Raw genomic sequence first — 17,711 nt, 5'->3', positions numbered from 1 at the left:
TGTTATTAGTAGTGCATTATGGAAGCCGTCACTGTTTGTTGAACAGCAGATAAAATAGTAACTCGTCTAATAATGATTAAATCAGAGTTTGGTAAGAGCACATGGAAGTAGTAAAGAAAATTTACCAGTATGCTGAGCCTAACCTCACCCTCGTGGGGTGGATGGGCTTTATTGGTTTTCCACTCTACTACTATATTTGGCAGTACGTCTTTCCACAGCCATACGAATCGTTGCTGCTACGAAGCTTTTGTTCGTGTTTGTTCGGTGGCATCGCGTTTCGTAATTCCGTGCCCAAATTATGGCAGCGGTATCTGCCGTATTATTACCTGTTTATGATAGGTTTCTGCCTGCCATTCTTCTTCGCTTATATGATGCTGATGAATGACTGGTCGACCGTATGGGCGATGTCCTTTATGGCATCAATATTCCTGCACATTCTGCTGGTGCATGAGACCAAAGTTATGCTGCTCCAGGCCGCGATATCCATATTGGCAGCCTACGGTGCGGTGTATTGGATTCAGCACTATGAGCCGCAACAGTATATTTTGTGGCCGTACGTACCGATTTTCCTATTCACCTATGTGTTTGGTAACCTGTTTTATTTCAGGAACCAGAGCTCTCACGAATCAAAAGTCTCCATTGCCAAATCGTTCGGAGCGGGCATCGCGCATGAAATGCGTAACCCGCTGAGTGCATTGAAGTCATCGGTTGATGTATTGCGCTCCATTCTTCCGGCTCAAAATAACATCTCACGTGGCGCGCATATTGATGAGCAAGATCTGACGTTGCTGCATGAGATTCTCGATAATGCCGACGACGTTATTCACACCGGTAATGAAACCATCGATCTGTTACTGACCTCGATCGATGAGAACCGAGTATCGCGTTCCACGTTCAGGAAGCAGTCGGCGCGCGAAGTCGTTGACTACGCGTTGCATTCGTTCTCCTATAAGCGTGCGATTGATCGTCAATCGGTGACTTTAGTGGTCGAGGACGACTTCGACTATTTCGGCAGTGATACGCTGTTGAAATTTGCACTGTATAATTTGCTGAAAAACGCCTTCTATTATCAGAACAGCGAGCAATTCCATATTGATGTGACCCTGAAAACCCAGGGCAATCAGAACCTCATCGTGGTCAAAGATAATGGCGTAGGCATTGCGCCGGATCGCATCGACGATATTTTTAAAGATTTTTATACCTTCGGTAAAAATGGCAGCTACGGACTTGGATTACCCTTCTGCCGCAAAGTGATGAAATCTTTTGGCGGTAACATTGCGTGTGCGTCGGTGCTGGGGGAATGGACCGAATTTACTCTGAGTTTCCCTCTGTATGAGTCGCAGGAAGTCTCACACATCAAACTGGATCTGATGAAAAATAAATCCGTTCTGTATATTGGAACACAAGGATTAATGAGTCGCCATTTAAGTGAGACATCGTTTTATCAGGGATTCCGTCTGCACCTTGTGACGTTGCAGGAAGCTCTGGTACGCGAAGAGTATGAATTCGAATATGATGCCATTGTGCTGGATCTCGAACAGATTGAAGATCACTGGCAATCGGTGGTCGAACTGGAAAGTAAACTGCACTTTACTGAAGCGCAAATTGTCTACCTGTTTGATAAACAGCGGGAATATCCGATCAATATTGAGCGCCATTTACGCGTAACGCCGCTGGACATTCGTCAGATGTTACGGGATACGGACAAAGAACTGGACAAGCTGTTCTTTGATGTCGCGGAACTGGTTCAGGATCGCAACGTGATTCCGCAGAAGAAACAGACGTATGAACGCCGTATTCTGGTGGTGGATGATAACCAGTCGTTGCGTACCTTCACCGCGTTGATGCTAGAAAAGCAGGGTTATGAAGTGGTACAGGCAAATGATGGTCAACAGGCGTTGGATGCGGTCGAGAGCAGCGATTTCGATTTGATCCTGATGGATATCGAAATGCCGTTTATCGATGGCATAGAAGCAACACGGGTTATTCGTGATTCGGACAAGCCGTACCGCCACATTCCTATTGTCGGGCATACGGGCGATAACAGCCCGATGACGATCGAAAAAATTCATAAATCGGGCATGAACGACTACATCGTTAAACCCGCTGATAAAGACAAACTACTTGGTAAACTGGCAAACTGGATCTAGCTCTGAACGGAGGTCCAGAGCTAGGTCTCCCGTGGTTATTTAAAGTAAAGGTCGCTTCTGTTTACCGCATTTTGGCAGACCGATAAAATACGGTCGATCTGTTCAGCAGTGACAGAACTGGTTAATGACAAGCGAATAATATTCTTAGTTTTCGATGTGGCTGGTCGGCAAAATACTGCGCCAAAAATACCGTTATCTTCTAAATAATCGCGGACTTTTTCTGTATTTCTTTCATCTCCAGTTTCTAACGCTATTATTTGCGATTGACTGCGAATATTAATACCAAGGCTATTTAATCCCTTAGACAATATATGTGTATTATGAAATAAACGCTCACGTCGTTCATCGGCGGATTTAATCACATCCAGCGTTGCTTCGAGAGCTGCAATTTCATAAGGCAAAATTGTTGAGCTGAATATCGCCGGATAACCCACGAATGGAACGCACTGATTGACGTTATTATTTGCCCAGATAACTCCCGCCCGATAAGCAAACGTTTTTGCCAGGCTCGCAGTCATAAAATCCACTTGATCAGATAAACCTAACTCTGCCAGTAAACCTGCGCCATTCTTACCGTGGGTGCCAAGAGAGTGCGATTCATCAACGAGAATAGCGCTGCCGGTCTCTTTAGCGATCGCGACTAATTCAGCTAGCGGCGCAATGGTGCCAATGGTGCTGTAGATTGAATCGACGACGATAATTCCCGGGCCATGGCGTTTTATCTGCTTAAGTAAATGGTCGCAGTTGTTGTGCATAAACGGATGAATAGTGGCATTCGCGTAACGAGCGCCTTCCCACATAGACATATGAGCAAAGAAGTCGATATAGACATTACTTCCTGGCGCGCAGATGGTTTGCAGCAAAGCGGTATTGGCATTCCAGCCCGATTGCGACAGCAGGCAGGAGTCAAAGTGAGCGAACTCTGCCAGTTGATGTTCCAGGCTTGGTTTCGACTCATCATCCTGCAGGAAAATCGCCGACATAAAGACGCTGTCATGAGTATCGTCGATGGCCTTTTTCAAACGCGCACGAATCAACGGATGGTTAGCCAGACTGAGGTAATCGTTGCTTTGTAAAACAATATCGCCTTGTGAAGGGCGTTTACCTAATACCAGATGTTTACCGTTGTTATTACTTTGAATTAAATCGCGAACGAAGAAATTTAAACGGTCCTGAATAAACTCAGGTAACCGATTATTTTTGGCATCAGTTTTCATGGTGAAAATATCCTTCTAATTAAAATTTAATGCCAGCTGACAAAGGATATATGGATGATGTTGAGTAAAAATGCATTCGCCAAATTTGAATATTTTGGAAGCAACAGCAAACTGAGTTATATTGAGTTTGCTATTCCGCCATAAACATTACACTCGGCGAGTGCGATACAAATAAACGCGTGCAACGCGTAATATTAAATAAATCTAAAGATTCAATATTATTGAGCTTTTGGGAATATCTCAGGCCAGTACATTTTGACGTACCCGTAAGACACCCAGATGACTAATCCGGTTGCGACACTTAATTCGAACAAACCGAAACTGTGCAGCCAGTGCCAATGTGGGAACTGATCCTGAAAGAAGCTGGTCAGGCGATGCATGGCAATTGCACTGATTACGGAAGGGAACGTCACCGCGGCAATAGATGGCTGGAACTTTAATCGCAGCAGGCGGATATAGCAGAGATAAATCAGCAGCGTCATGGTAATGGCAATGCCAGCCAGCGCGCCGGTCAGGATTGGGTCAGGGTGTGGGAAATTCACCAGATAGCTGGCAAGGGTGAGGTTAATCGGGGCGGCCATAATGGCCAAGGTCGGTCGGGCTCGTCTTGGTAGCATACCCTCAAAGACCAAGCGGTACAGCACCAGCGGTAACATGAAGAAATAGATAGCGATGCATACGGTAACCAGGGTTTCCGAAAACAGCGTGTGGCCAAACTGAGTGCCAGCCAGTGAACTACTGATCAAACCGACGGGGTAAAGAAACCAGCTCGGTACAATGTTCGACATTTTAAAATCGAGCAATTGAAAGCTGAAGAACAGCATCATCATGGTGAAGTGCAGCAAAAGGGCTATGGCCCAAATCGGATACGCAATGGTGGGGGAGATGACAGCCAGATAGTCACACAGGATGAGCAACGCCATACTCATCGGCGCCATCAGGCTCCCCGACAACGGATGACGGATATCGTTGATAAAGGTGGAATAACTGGTGAGGTAACGTGCGAGTACCGGAAGCAGCAAAATAGCGCCAGCGACGACTAAGTAAGGACGAAGGGCTAAACCGATTTCCGGAACATAGAGTGCCCAAGCCTGACCAAGGCCAATCACACCCAATGCCAGTGCTGCCTGCGAAGGCGGAACACTTTGTACCTGAATCAGTCTTTTCCAGTTCAACACCAAACTCCCTTTTATTGACGTCTAACGGCACCGAACAGGGCGAGAATGTGTTAAAAAACAATCGCCGCGTACTCAATGTTAAGTGCGCGGCGATTCTATCAAGAATTGGATAAATTTGTGTAACAATTCTGCGTGTTACAGTCACAAATTGATAAACAAAACTACTCCTGCTGCGGCAGATCCTGTTGACGAAGTTTTTCGTTTTTCAGCGTTCGATGTAGCAACTGACTGTAGATCGGCTGACCACCAAACATCTGCGCAAACACCACGGCGCCAAGGCTGGTGATGATCAGTGGCAGAATGAGGTAATAGTTGTTGGTCATTTCAATGACCAGCAGAATGCCTGTAATTGGAGCCCGTACCGTGGCTGCAAATAATGCCCCCATGCCTGCAATCGCAAACATGCCAGGTTCGATATCCATTTCTGGCAGCAGGCTTTTCGCGATGAGGCCAAATGCGTAACCAAACAGAGTACCCAGTGCCAGCATCGGTGCGAAAATACCGCCAGGGGCTCCCGAGCCAAAACAGAGCAGCGTGGTCAGCACGCGGCCGACAAACAGCAACAGCAAAATGTTAGCGCTGTATCCACCATTGGTGATGGTTGGAATTAACGAAATACCGCCACCAGTCAGCTCAGGAATGTAGAGCAGGGTTAAACCAAAACAGCCACCCAGCAAAGAACCAGTGATCAGATAACGTTTACGATCATTGCGATGGATCTTAACGAAAATATCCTGGGCCACGGTGACCAAATGATTGAACAGGACGCCGAACACGCCAAACAGCATACCCAGCAATAAGAACAGTCCCAGTGTTGGCAGGCTTGGTGCCTGATACTGCGGCATGGTAATCACCGCTTCCTGGCTGTTAACCATACGGAAAACAATATTGGCAGCAACCGATGAGATAATCACAGCGCGCACAGAAATTAGGGTGTAGCGAAACTGGGGGCGCATCTCCTCGATCACAAACATGATTCCGGCTAACGGAGCGTTAAAGGCGGCAGACAAACCGCCTGCAGCACCGGAGGCAAGAAGTGAATGTCGGGTGTCATCATTTTTGATGCGGAAGATGTCCGTCACCATTCGGCCGATGGCACCGCCCATTTGAACGGTGGGGCCTTCACGACCAAGCACCATACCCGAACCCAGCGCGCCCATACCACCGAAGAATTTTACTGGCAGCACTCGCCACCAACGAACCGGGCGCATGCCATCCATCGCGCCTTCAATCTCAGGAATACCTGAACCGGCTGCTTCAGGGGCAAACCGATGGACAAGAAAATAGCCGATAAAGGCGAGGGCTGCACTGATAATAAATGCCGCTAACCACAAAGGTAACATGCTGCCGATTTCACTTTTCAGCCACTCAGTGCGGGTTTCTGAAACCAGACGCACCGCGTGTTCGAAATAAGTGCCCACAAGGCCGGCCAGAATGCCAACAATAAGGGACAGAAGCAGAACGGAAACCGGGGTTTTATCTTTGGAGAGAAATTGGTTGATGGCGTCTTTGGGAACTTTGGCAAGTAAACTGTGTTTAAATTTCTCTCTCTTAGACATTTAAAAAGGGCCTCAAGTGTTGATATACGGGGGATGGCCTAGAATTATACCCTGCACATCATCCAACTATAGCTTCAAAGTTGCAATATTGAATTTCACATATGATTGATTTATGGAATGTTCTGGCGAATTCGGGATCGGCGTTAAAAACTTACTATCAAAACTTGTTTTCTGAGCAAAATGAACCATAGTTAAGTTGTAAGGCAGATTTGAACATTTCTTATGGAGGATATGAGGGCCTTACAGACAATTTGGATGGATTCAAACATATTTCAAATCAAATACCCTCGTACATGGTCGGATTGCATCTATAGATATTCCGACTCGCAGACTCACGATTGAGTTACGAGGAACGAGGCGCGCTCTGGGTAGTGCGCCTTTTGCTGTTAATGCCCCTTGAAATTCCGGGGTGTACTCTAGTACGTTTTCCTCGGTATACTCCTGCAAAAGGAGTGACTCAATGACAACTAAAGTTCCTACCAATATCATTACGGGCTTCCTCGGCGTGGGTAAAACCACAACGATTCTCAATCTTCTCAAGAATAAACCGCAGCATGAAAAATGGGCGTTACTGGTCAATGAATTCGGCGAAATCGGTATCGATGGCGCGATGATGTCGGAGCATGGTGCGTTGATTAAAGAAGTACCTGGCGGCTGCATGTGTTGTACCGCTGGTGTACCGATGTCGGTTGGTATCAATGCATTGTTGCGTCAAAAGCCGGATCGTTTAATCATTGAACCGACCGGCCTTGGTCATCCGAAACAGGTCATTGCCACACTGACTTCTGTTCAGTATCAAGATCACGTCGATTTGAAAGCCACCATCGCGCTGGTTGACCCACGTAATCTGCGTGATGAGAAATACACCACCAATCAGAACTTCAATGACCAATTAGCCAGTGCTGATGTGATCATCGGGAATAAAGTGGATGAGTGTACTGCTGACGATATCGATGCATTTAACGACTGGGTGACGGTTCAAACGCCTGCCAAAGTGTTTCACAAGTTGGTGACTCAAGGTCATCTGCCGTTGGAAGTGCTGGATATTGAACGTTTGGAAAACGGCGCATCACATCGTGTTGAAGAACATCACCATCATCATGCGGCCATGGAACCCCAATTCCAGCTCGATCCAAAACAACCGTTCCTGCGTCGTGAAAACAAAGGTCAGGGCTACTTTAGTTGTGGTTGGTTGTTTGGTGCGGAATACCGATTCCCATTTGATGGTTTGTTCTCACTATTCAGCGAATTAACGGCAGAACGCGTCAAAGCTGTGGTGAATACGGAACGCGGCTGTTATGCCTTTAATGTGGCCAATGGCGTAGTTTCCGTGAATGAAATGAGCCTGGAAGGTTTTGAATCCCGCATCGAAGTCATCGATTCGCAACTGATGCCGTGGGCTCAGTTGGAAGATATTTTGCTGCAGCTTGCTGGTATCGAAAAGCCGTAAATAAAAATCAGGTAACAAAAAGGGCGATATCGCATCGCCCTTTTTCTATTCAACAAGTCAGCGTTTGTTGCGTAGGTAACGCTTGCGACGCTCTTCTTTGATTTTGGCTTTCTCTTCAGCTTTACGGGCTTCTGCGATTTCCACTTCGATCAGCTCTTGAGTGATCATCTCAGGCAATTCCAGAGTGATTTGACCGATAATACCCTGACGAAGTTCGTGCAGCAGAATTTCAGACGCTTTGTGTAAGTCAACACGCGCACCAGCGCGCAGGGCACCACGTTTACGGCCAATCGCTTCCATCCATTCAACATCGGATTCTGGCGTCTCTTCGATTTGGTAACGCTCTTTCAGCTTCTCTGGGTAGTGTGCTGCCAGATACTCCACCGTATAGAACGCCACTTCATCGTATTCCATCGCTGTATCTTTCACTGCGCCCGTCGCGGCTAAGCGAAAGCCACTGTGCGGGTTTTCAACTTTTGGCCACAGGATTCCCGGAGTGTCTGACAACACAATTCCGTTTTGCAGATTGATGCGCTGCTGACGACGAGTGACCGCCGGTTGGTTGCCCGTTTGCGCGATGACGCGGCCAGCGAGCGTATTGATGATGGTCGATTTACCCACGTTAGGAATGCCCATGATCATGGTGCGAATGTTTTTACCAATCTCTTCACGGTGCGGAGCCAGTTTACGGCACAGCTCAAGAATCTTGTGCACTTCTTGAGTGTTCGACGTGGTGATGGCCATCGCTTTTACACCCTTTTCTTTTTCCAGATGCTCAATCCAAAGCTGGGTCAATTCCGGATCGGCAAGGTCGCGCTTGTTCAGCACTTTTACCACGGGCTTTTCACCACGCAGTTGAGAAATCATGGGGTTTTCGCTGCTGAAAGGGATACGCGCATCGAGCACTTCGATGATCACATCAACCTGAGGAATCGCTTCTTCGATCTCCTTGCGCGCTTTGTGCATGTGGCCTGGAAACCATTGGATATTATTGTTAACCATTTGAATTTATTGCCTTAAATGTTTTCTTTGTGCCTGGTGGGGTATCGAGTGGGGTACCAAATCAATTTATTGATTTTGTGTGTGACCATTTTTAACAAAACTCGATCACTACAGCTTGATGGGTTTCATTTTAGCATTTTTATCATAATGCGGGAATCTTCACATTAGGGTAAGCCCGTTTGACGACTTCATCTATGGTCAACAAATTCCGGACACAGATTCAAGTCGATTTTCGGTATTGACTGGCGGCAGCTCATCATTTTCTTGATGAAACCATTGCCGATTATAGTAGTTCATCAAATAATAGCTGACATCTTTCTTCGTTTGAGTTTGGTTCAAGTAACCTGTTGCTCGTACCCGTTCAGTTCTTAGGCGTCTAAATAGTCTCTCCATAGGGTTTATTATCCCAAGAATTGCCTCGACGACTCATGCTTCGGTAGTTGTCCCTAAGAAGTTGGGGCATCAGCCACACTATGAATTTTTCCGTGATCTGTTTTACCACTTCAATTTTAAATTCTTCTGGGTATCTTTTGCGGCTAATAAGCATCTCTCTGTTAGTCATTTTGTTTAACTAAAAGGTGTCTACCAAGTTGGTTTGTAGTGGCTACTCAATTAAACAACGAGTGGTACGCTTTATACTGGCATGAGCTCTGGGGGCTCTGTCGGTGACAATGCGGCCATATTTTCTTTTTTGGGCTTTTTTAAAGCAGCACGAATACCAGTCGGTGGGTTGGCTTGGACTAGGCCACAGATAGCAGCATAGTTCATCACCTCATTTAGTCTTTGAACTAGTCGCTTAACTGTTTCCAAGCTACCTTTGGTCTCAATTGGCTTAAGAAGTTCTATGACTGGCGTTAAGTTGATTTTGATTAGTAATTAATTGAATTTTAATGTTTTATTTCGGTTTTTTTGATTTGGTTACTAAGATGGTTACTAAAATAAAATGCTTTAAATACTTAAGTGTTTTTAGCGATCTATCGTTGATGACATTTATCTGACTTTTCGATGCGTCGCAAGCAACAAGTTGCCCGGCTGGCAAGTTATTGCTTGATAGTGGGAAGTTTTTTGTGCCTTAAGACTATATTTTGTTTCAGTCTTCTGAATTTTGCTTGGTTTCTAGTTTGGCATTCTTCTTGTAGTAGTTGGTTGAATATCTTTACTTACTAAAGGAAAAACGATGCCAACTCCATGTTATATCTCTATCGAAGGTCAAACTCAGGGCCTAATCACCGCTGGTGCCTGCACTGCGGATTCTATCGGCGATTCATTCGTTGAAGGTCACGAAGACGAGATGCTGGTTCAGCAATTCGATCACACAGTGACTGTTCCTACTGATCCACAATCGGGTCAACCATCTGGTCAGCGTGTTCACAAACCATTCAAGTTCACTGTTTCTCTGAACAAAGCCGTTCCTCTGCTGTACAACGCACTGGCGTCAGGCGAGAAGATGACCAACGTTGAACTGAAATGGTACCGCACGTCTATCGAAGGCAAACAAGAAAACTTCTTCACGACTAAGCTGGAAAACGCGTCTATCGTCGATATCCAATGTGAAATGCCGCACTGCCAAGATCCAGCAAAATCTGATTTCACTCAGAACCTGACGGTCTCTATGTCTTACCGCAAAATCACGTGGGATCACGTGAACGCGGGTACTTCAGGCTCAGATGATTGGCGTAAACCAATCGAAGCGTAAGCCTTCCTGTGATTTCGGTGCTCATCATCCTGTGAGCACCTGAAACCTTAATCCCAAGTTATCCCGACGGGTGATTTGTGTTTAAGGTTTTTGTCTTTTATCTGAGAAAGGAGGAGCGCCATGGCGACATTGGCGTACACCATTCATGTTGAAGGGCTGAGCGATGATGCCCTTGTGGTCACAAAGTTTGATGGGCAGGAATTCTTGTCCTCCAGTACTTTTCATCATCGTCCGTGCTACGGCTTTTGCTATCATATTGACTTGGCAAGCCGCCAATCCAATCTCACCGCGGAGCAGATAGTCGACAGAAATGTAGAGCTCAGAATGTACCGTGACCAAAAGCTGGTTCAACGAGTACACGGCGTTGCCAGATCTTTTGTTCAGGGTGATACTGGTCATCATTTTACTCTTTATTCATTGATTCTCGTTCCCGCGCTTGAGCGTCTTTCCCTTCGTCATAACAGCCGTATTTTCCAATACAAAACAGTCCCCGAGATCATTTCCACTCTGCTGCAGGAAATGGGGATACAGGACTACGCCTTTTCTTTAGAGCGAGACTGCGCGCAGCGTGAATTTTGTGTTCAGTACCGTGAAACAGATCTGGCCTTTCTTCATCGTTTGGCCGCTGAAGAGGGTATTGTTTACAGTTTTGTTCATGAAGAAGGTAAGCACACTATTGCCTTTAGTGATTCAAGCGCGCTGCATCCATCATTGACCGAGCCGGTACCTTACAACGCGATGGCTGGTGGCGCCGTTGATACACCATACATTAAAGGTTTTCGCTATCAGTCTGAGGCCGCAGTCAGTGAGGTCCAATTAAAAGACTACAGCTTCAAGAAGCCAGCTTATTCGTTCAGTCAGGCCGTTCAGGGAACGGATATGGACTACCAGCAAGCAAGATATGCGCATTTCGACGCGCCAGGGCGTTACAAGGATGATGTTAATGGTAGCGCCTTCACTCGGGCCCGCATTAACTACCTACGACGTGAATCTCAGGTGGCTTCTGGTCAGAGTAACGAGCCACTACTTCGTGCTGGCTACAAGTTTACGCTGTGTGATCACTTGGACTCAGCTTTCAACCGAGACTGGTTATTGGTCTCGGTCAACCATCAAGGTGAGCAGCCACAGGCTTTGGAAGAAGAAGCTGGACAAGGTGCGACGACTTACTCAAACCAGTGGTGTGCCATTCCTGGCCATCAACACTGGAAGGCTGAACCCGAATCGTCCCCCAGAGTTGATGGCCCCATGATCGCCACGGTGGTCGGCCCAAAAGGCGAGGAAATCTTCTGCGATGAGCATGGGCGGGTAAAGGTGCATTTTCATTGGGATCGCGACAGTCAACAGGATGAACATAGTTCATGTTGGGTGCGCGTTTCACAAGGATGGGCGGGCAACCAATACGGGGGGATGGCAATCCCACGTATTGGGCATGAGGTGATTGTCTCTTTCCTCAACGGAGATCCAGACCAGCCGATCATTACCGGGCGCACGTATCACGCAACGAACAAATCGGCTTACGCTCTGCCTGAGCATAAGACCAAAACGGTACTCAGAAGCCAGACCCATCAGGGAGAAGGATACAACGAACTCAGCTTTGACGATCAGGCAGACCAAGAGCTGGTTTATCTGCGAGCACAAAAGAACTTGCAAGTTGAAGTTGAAAACTCCGCAGATACTCGCGTCAATTACGACCATGTGGTCAGTATTGGTCACAATGAACAGCGAACGATTGCGCAAGACCGTTCACTGAAAGTGGAGGGGAAACAGCAACAGACAACGGTGGGAGACTATCTCTGCCAGATTCAAGGGGATGAGCATGAGTCTGTTCAAGGCGATTGGGCGAAAAAGATAGCGGGAGCTGTCGGTATCAACGCTAATGGGGATATCACGATCAAAAGTGGAAATAAAATCACCCTTCAAGTCGGGGGGAGTTTTGTCGTGATAGACAGCAGTGGCGTTGCCATTGATGGAGCAAAAATACTGATCAAATCCGGCGGGGCTCCGGGATCTCTTGCGCTGCCCACCTGCCCTGACGTTTTAGAAACTGCTGCAGCCAATGGCAGTGCATTTGTCGCCAACTGCCCGGGAGCGAAGTCATGAAGATGTCCCAGACTTTTGCTGTCGTTGATCGAGCCATCGAGCCGGATGTATTAGCCGTCTGTGACCGTTTTGAGTGCGAGTGTTGGTGTCTTTTCCCAGAGCCTGTGGATGATGAATTTGCTCGTGTGGCACCATACCTAGTCCGTGTTAACGCTGAACTGGTCGATTGGCTCAAACCCAAAGCGATGCCTTGGGGATTCATTTTTGAGTCAGATGAGGCGCCGAAAAGTCTGCGGGCGCACTTGAGAAGATTGTTGGATGTGGTCGTTGAGGAAAACTCTCAACGTTTGTTTTTACGCTTTTATGATCCGCGAATATTGTGGTCGTTGTTGAATGCATTCGACCCACTGCGACTGAATCACTTTCTCGGACCAATACAGTCAGTGAGAACGTTTTTTCCTCAGCAGGAACAGTCAGGATTCGAGCAATTAGCGCCGTATCGTCCCTTTGGCTATGAGATTTATAGTCCGTTTCCGATATCACAAGGTCAATATGATGCAGTGCTCGATAGATGTCGTCTCAACTTAATTGCCGATGTCGCTTTGGTGCTTAACGATGACTCTGCAGAGTTCAGTGCTCAGTTAGTCAATCAACTCATCGAGTGGGATATCGCTCAGCCTGAGTCGATAAAACGTATTGCGGCATTATGCCAGGAGCAGAATGTAATGAGCTGGGCACTCTTCCCTAGTGACTGGCAAGTATCCTTGTCTCAAACGGACCTTTCATCGGATTTTCGTGTCAACAGCCTGCTGCATCAAGTAAGGAGTCAACATGTCTTGTAAGCATTTACCTGGCGAATCGTGTCATTGCAATCAGGCACTACCGTGTTTAACCAGCTACCAGGTGGACAGTGAAGCGGGCAGCATGCAATACAAAGGTGGAAAATTTAATCGCCGGGACATAGGGGTTGTGGATAAGGGTAAAGGTGCCACTATTTCTGTGTCGGTGGTTGGAGATTGCTGTAGCGATCTATCAACCTGCCCATCTGGCTATATTACTGATCATAAAAAATTTTCTGAGGCATTGTCCGCAACAGCCTGCCAACAGCACGTGTTAACTTACAATCCAGAACCCAGTCAGAGGATGGATCTGCTGGGTGCAATTCAAAATCTGTTGTCGGAGAAGAAAACCACTAGAGTACCCAGTACCCGCTATCAAATTTGCCTGACTCAATGCGCAGGAAAACCACAGCAACCAACAACGGTGTGGTTATCTCCGCCAGTGTCTTATTTACTGGGTGTTAGCCCAGCGGATAGTTTTGTTGATGTTTATCCGACCGTCACCATCAAGTCGAAGCTGACGCTAGCGGGAAAGCGGGTTCGTAAATCCATCTCAGATAAAGAACGCTATCAGGCCTATCAGCACAAAGAAAGTGCCGCGCAACTGGATAGCTTGAGTATTCCTACCGAAGACATCCAGAAAGGTTTTGCTATTTCGGGCAGTCTCATCATTCATGAAGGCAGTCAGGAAACGCAATATGGGTTGGGGTACGAGCACACGGACTCTAACATTCCGGGGAAACCGAGCAAACGAGAGCTGACCGCAGAGTTTGATAAGATTAAGAAACAGATGAACCTCATCCGGGCGGCGAGTGGCATCGTAGAGCAGATTCAGTCGGGCATTTACACCGATGAGCCCGGAAAGGGAAAAGACGAAATCAAAGCTTTTGACTACCAAATCCTGCCGCCATCTCTCAGCATTGAGGGAGAACAACGCCTTGAAATGATAGATAATGGATTGGGCGTGTCAGGGGACGTGACGATAAAGTTAGCACCGATTATCGGCATTGAAATGAAGCTCGATATGCTGATGGCTGCTGCGAAATACTTTAAGGCGGGCGACATCATCAAGATCATGCGGGAGAAAGCGGCTGAGCTTGAGAAAAAAGTGGAGGCGGGTGGGAAAGGCGCGTATGCAGGGGCTGAGTTTGACATCCTGCTGAGTGCCACATTGAATGCTGAAGGTCAGATTCACTATGCTGGCAGACAAGACCCCATGTATCGCTTTGAGAGTACCGCTAAAGTTCCTATCACAGGCAACCTGAACGTCCGGGCTGGAGCCAATGTGTGGATCATGGTAGGGGCGTTTAAGCTGAAAAGTCGCATTAAAGCTGAAGGGCTACTGGCATTAACCACTGAGACGAAAGACAAGAATGCTCAGGTTGAGCTGGTGTTTTTCCATGACGGCATCTGGGCCGAGGTTACGATTGATAACTCTTTCACTTGGAACAAAGGGAAGGAAGAAGAGTCATCGAACGGAGATTCTGGTTGGGGCGGCTTAGAAAATAAAAACAAGGCAAAATCCGAAACCAATGTCAAAAAACAAAAATGGCAATGGGTTGATGCGCAAACGAAACAGGCGTCGCCTTACCGGGTTACGGTCATCGGATAAAAAAGAGGAAAGAATGAAGAAGACCTTTATTGCAGCATGCCTTGTCGTATTGGCAGCATGTTCAGGAGATAACGAATTAATGAGTGCCAGAGAACGCATGTCCACCGTGGACATCCAAATAGAGAACGAAGACCAGAAACCCGATGTGATTTACACCACGAACATCCAAGCGGAAACGGTGTATTGCCTGGGCTTGTTTAATAAAATGCAGATGTTGGACAATTTGAAAACGAGCAGCGGTACGTTCTCGTCGGGCTTTAATCCGACCGCCTACTTGCAACCGGGTGAAAATAGCCTGGATATCTCTGTTGCGCCAATTGGTGTCTATGATGACGATTACACCTACAAGGACAGTGACCAATGCGAAATGACGCTATTCGGGGCATTCCCCGATGGCAAGAAGGTGGAACTATCGTCACTGCACATCACTGTCGACGAGGGAAAGCCGACAGCGAAAACGTCCCCCACTTACCCAGCTAATCATCAAACACCACTAGAAAATATGGATGGCACTGTTATCGGCTATACAACCCAGTTTTCTCGCTCCTTTAACATCAAAACCGTTCCTCGTTGGCGTTGGGTGGATGCGACACCGATTCGTGAGGACAACCCAGAGCAAATGAAGCTGTTGTATCGTGCGTATACAGACCTCATCAAGTTAATGGAAGCGCGTGATTTCGAAGGACTGAAGATGGCGTATTCTCTGTCGATGCGAGAGCACGCGAAAGCGGATGGATATTTCTCATCGGCTGATGAGTTTTATAAAGGCGTTGCATTTGAGCCTACATTTAAGGAATGGGATGACGCCGCTGTCAGACCTCGTAGAGACTGGAGCGAATATACACTCGAATCGCGCATGGATGGACGCCTTGTGCGGTTGAAAGATAAGCGTGGTCATTCGCCATTGCGTATTGGTTCAACCAAAAATGACTTGGTGACATCTCCAACGCCTTATTTTTCAATGATCGACGGCCGGGTTGTCGTTTCTCGATAGGAGGCACTATGCCAGGTGCAGCAAGATTGGGTGACATCGGCTCTGAACATGATTGTTTTCCGCCAACGCCCATAACGGCAGGGAGTTCAGGTGTCATGATTAATTACCAACCGGCGATTCGACAAGGAGACCCGTTGCAAGACCATGGTTGTCCCTGTGACAAAACGCCTCACGGGAATCATCCCAGAGCGGTGTCTGGCGGCTCATCGGGTGTGTTTATCGATGGGAAGCCAGCGGCTCGCTTAGGTGATGCCATTGATTGCGGGGGCGCTATAGCCTCCGCATCTTCGGATGTGATGATTGGGTAGTAAAGTGATAAAAAACATACTCGTTTCCTTATTTTTACTTTCTATGCCTCTCTCGATTGTGTCGGCGATCATTTTTAATGAACAAGGTGGACTTATTATCGCGCTCTGGTTTGCCATTGCGATCGGACTCACTGGGTTTGGGGCAGTTCGTCGATTTAGAGAGGAGCTGTCTTGGCGGTATGGAGAAACGACGGGGATCATCGTCGAATTTGAGGAGTCCGTTAGATACGAGCAGGCTGGAGAGTCAATCACTGATCGAGAGTACTATTACACACCGATCATTGAGTATACGTGGGAGGAAACAGTCTACCGAACGGAAACACTAGTGGGGTACGGGTCGAATGCCCTTCGGCTTTCAGGGCGAAATGTCGGAGATGAGGTTGTCTTGCGTGTTCCGATTGAATGTCCTGAGCAAGCGAGGGAGAAGACTTTCTTCTCCGTCTACGTTCATTTGTTTATTGGCATAGTATCGTGCTCTCTGTCTTTGGGGCTCATCTGGATGATTGTTTTAATGCCTCGCCCGATATAGACGCAAATCACTTCTAGTGTATAGGTTGGGGCGTCTGAAGAGACTCGCCTCAAAGGGATACTAGCCTCTCTACTCCGTGATGATTTGACTCTTAATCAAACGCCATGCCTGATAGTCGTATGATCAATAGGGTTCAACTACCCAAGGAAATAACGGCAGTGGATAACCATGAATACCTTGGAGATGAGTGCAATTTTGGCTAAGCGGTGTCTATCAAGTCGGTGGCTATTCACTAAAAGTCAAAGATGTGGTGAACGTCTTGAGGCACCGTGAAACTCTAACTCACAGATTTTTTATTGCAGGTAAGAAAAAAGACGTCCTGAGAGCTAGCGTAAGTTGATCTTGTGTTTTAATTATTTTATTTTTAATAAGTTGTTATTGTTTAATTTTTATATTGGTTGCTAAAATAAAATTCTTTAAATATTAGAATGTTTTTTTTGAGATATCAGCTCTTCATTTTCCTTTTGAAGTCTAGCGCATTCCTCTTTCAATATATCTAGTTCAATTCTCATTTCATCAATGTTGGTAAGCGCTGTGAATAGTTTTTCTACACTAGTTGTTTCTTTTTCAAAATTAGGAGTTTGAAGATATGCTTCAAACTTCTTGTTTTTGTTCTTTTTGATCTTATGTATTGCTTCGACTAGAAGAGCATTTACGATTTTAGCTTTAGGCATATCTAATCGTTTAGATAGGTAACTGAGAGCTTTCTGTGCATTTTTTGTAAGCAAAAATGTAGATGTCTGTTCTCGTTTTGTATGGCTTCTCCATGCGCTTTTCAGCAAATTGACTTTGTACTTGTCATCATCATTTATCGAATATTTGTTTGTCCAGCTGCCGAGAAAGTTTCTCGCGAATTCTACGTTAGATTCATATTTAATTATATTATTGTTATCCTCTTCCTTTCTTGAATAGTTACCGATCCAATCATGGCGTTTGGCATAACTTCTCAACCATTCCGCCATTTCTTCATTTTCTGGATTAAACCATTTCATTCTATCCTTAAGCAACTTGTTGCTCATAATGTCATGCCCTATATTGAATCATTCTAAAATAAATAAGTTATAACCTTGTTTGGTACTTCATTACAAACTTAATTTTAAATTACTTTAAACTGTGATAAAACTTGTTTTAAATTAA

13 protein-coding genes and 1 pseudogene are annotated in these 17,711 nt (G+C 46.4%); 8 read left to right on the top strand and 6 right to left on the bottom strand.

Annotated features, from left to right (window positions below):
• The first annotated feature begins 101 nt into the window (after positions 1–101).
• Entirely contained in the window at positions 102–2,150 is a 2,049-nt protein-coding gene (locus tag DYA43_RS22045; protein WP_020432686.1) for an ATP-binding response regulator, read from the top strand.
• Between the two features lie 35 nt (positions 2,151–2,185).
• Here DYA43_RS22045 and cqsA read toward each other — a convergent pair whose 3' ends face one another.
• The 3 genes from cqsA to clcA all read right to left on the bottom strand — a co-directional run bounded on the left by cqsA (position 2,186) and on the right by clcA (position 6,104).
• On the bottom strand, positions 2,186–3,367 hold the full coding sequence (gene cqsA, locus DYA43_RS22040) for an alpha-hydroxyketone-type quorum-sensing autoinducer synthase (RefSeq protein ID WP_061055705.1): 1,182 nt from the start codon (positions 3,365–3,367) through the stop codon (positions 2,186–2,188).
• 218 nt (positions 3,368–3,585) lie between these two features.
• Positions 3,586–4,542 (bottom strand): TDT family transporter, encoded by a 957-nt coding sequence (locus DYA43_RS22035; RefSeq protein WP_061056082.1) that lies wholly within the window; start codon positions 4,540–4,542, stop codon positions 3,586–3,588.
• Positions 4,543–4,706: 164 nt separating this feature from the next.
• Positions 4,707–6,104, bottom strand: a complete 1,398-nt coding sequence (gene clcA / locus DYA43_RS22030; protein WP_020328471.1) for a H(+)/Cl(-) exchange transporter ClcA — start codon at positions 6,102–6,104, stop codon at positions 4,707–4,709.
• Between the two features lie 460 nt (positions 6,105–6,564).
• Between clcA and DYA43_RS22025 the strand changes: the two genes are divergently transcribed.
• A complete protein-coding gene (locus DYA43_RS22025) occupies positions 6,565–7,554 on the top strand; it encodes a CobW family GTP-binding protein (protein WP_061055704.1) in 990 nt (329 codons plus the stop codon).
• 57 nt (positions 7,555–7,611) lie between these two features.
• On the opposite strand, the gene ylqF is transcribed toward DYA43_RS22025, so the two are convergent.
• The gene (gene ylqF / locus DYA43_RS22020; protein WP_020328473.1) at positions 7,612–8,556 is read right to left on the bottom strand and encodes a ribosome biogenesis GTPase YlqF; all 945 of its coding nucleotides are present in this window, start codon (positions 8,554–8,556) and stop codon (positions 7,612–7,614) included.
• 607 nt (positions 8,557–9,163) lie between these two features.
• Positions 9,164–9,405, bottom strand: a pseudogene (locus tag DYA43_RS22015) (phage integrase central domain-containing protein); the annotation flags it as partial.
• Positions 9,406–9,733: 328 nt separating this feature from the next.
• Between DYA43_RS22015 and hcp-2 the strand changes: the two are divergent.
• The 6 genes from hcp-2 (at position 9,734) to DYA43_RS21985 (ending at position 16,045) form a co-directional block, all read left to right on the top strand.
• Positions 9,734–10,252 carry a type VI secretion system effector Hcp-2 gene (gene hcp-2, locus DYA43_RS22010; RefSeq protein WP_020432677.1) on the top strand — a complete coding sequence of 173 codons (519 nt, stop codon included), beginning with the start codon at positions 9,734–9,736 and terminating at the stop codon, positions 10,250–10,252.
• A 120-nt stretch (positions 10,253–10,372) separates the two neighbouring features.
• Positions 10,373–12,352: a type VI secretion system tip protein TssI/VgrG gene (gene tssI / locus DYA43_RS22005; protein WP_115241601.1), complete on the top strand. Its 1,980-nt coding sequence runs from the start codon at positions 10,373–10,375 to the stop codon at positions 12,350–12,352.
• Entirely contained in the window at positions 12,349–13,134 is a 786-nt protein-coding gene (locus DYA43_RS22000) for a DUF4123 domain-containing protein (RefSeq protein WP_061055703.1), read from the top strand. The genes tssI and DYA43_RS22000 overlap by 4 nt, the downstream gene beginning before the upstream one ends.
• Entirely contained in the window at positions 13,124–14,743 is a 1,620-nt protein-coding gene (locus tag DYA43_RS21995) for a hypothetical protein (RefSeq protein ID WP_061055702.1), read from the top strand. Before DYA43_RS22000 ends, DYA43_RS21995 begins: the two co-directional genes overlap by 11 nt.
• Before the next feature lie 205 nt (positions 14,744–14,948).
• Positions 14,949–15,737: a hypothetical protein gene (locus DYA43_RS21990; RefSeq protein WP_061056081.1), complete on the top strand. Its 789-nt coding sequence runs from the start codon at positions 14,949–14,951 to the stop codon at positions 15,735–15,737.
• An 8-nt stretch (positions 15,738–15,745) separates the two neighbouring features.
• A complete protein-coding gene (locus tag DYA43_RS21985) occupies positions 15,746–16,045 on the top strand; it encodes a type VI secretion system PAAR protein (protein ID WP_061055701.1) in 300 nt (99 codons plus the stop codon).
• A 945-nt stretch (positions 16,046–16,990) separates the two neighbouring features.
• On the opposite strand, the gene DYA43_RS21975 is transcribed toward DYA43_RS21985, so the two are convergent.
• Positions 16,991–17,566 carry a hypothetical protein gene (locus DYA43_RS21975; RefSeq protein ID WP_123946149.1) on the bottom strand — a complete coding sequence of 192 codons (576 nt, stop codon included), beginning with the start codon at positions 17,564–17,566 and terminating at the stop codon, positions 16,991–16,993.
• Between the last annotated feature and the right edge of the window lie 145 nt (positions 17,567–17,711).

It is taken from the genome of Vibrio fluvialis (assembly GCF_900460245.1).
In the GTDB taxonomy this organism is placed as follows: Bacteria; Pseudomonadota; Gammaproteobacteria; order Enterobacterales; family Vibrionaceae; genus Vibrio; species Vibrio fluvialis.
Note: the sequence above shows the minus strand (reverse complement) of the source record. Positions and strands in the feature narration are given on the sequence as shown.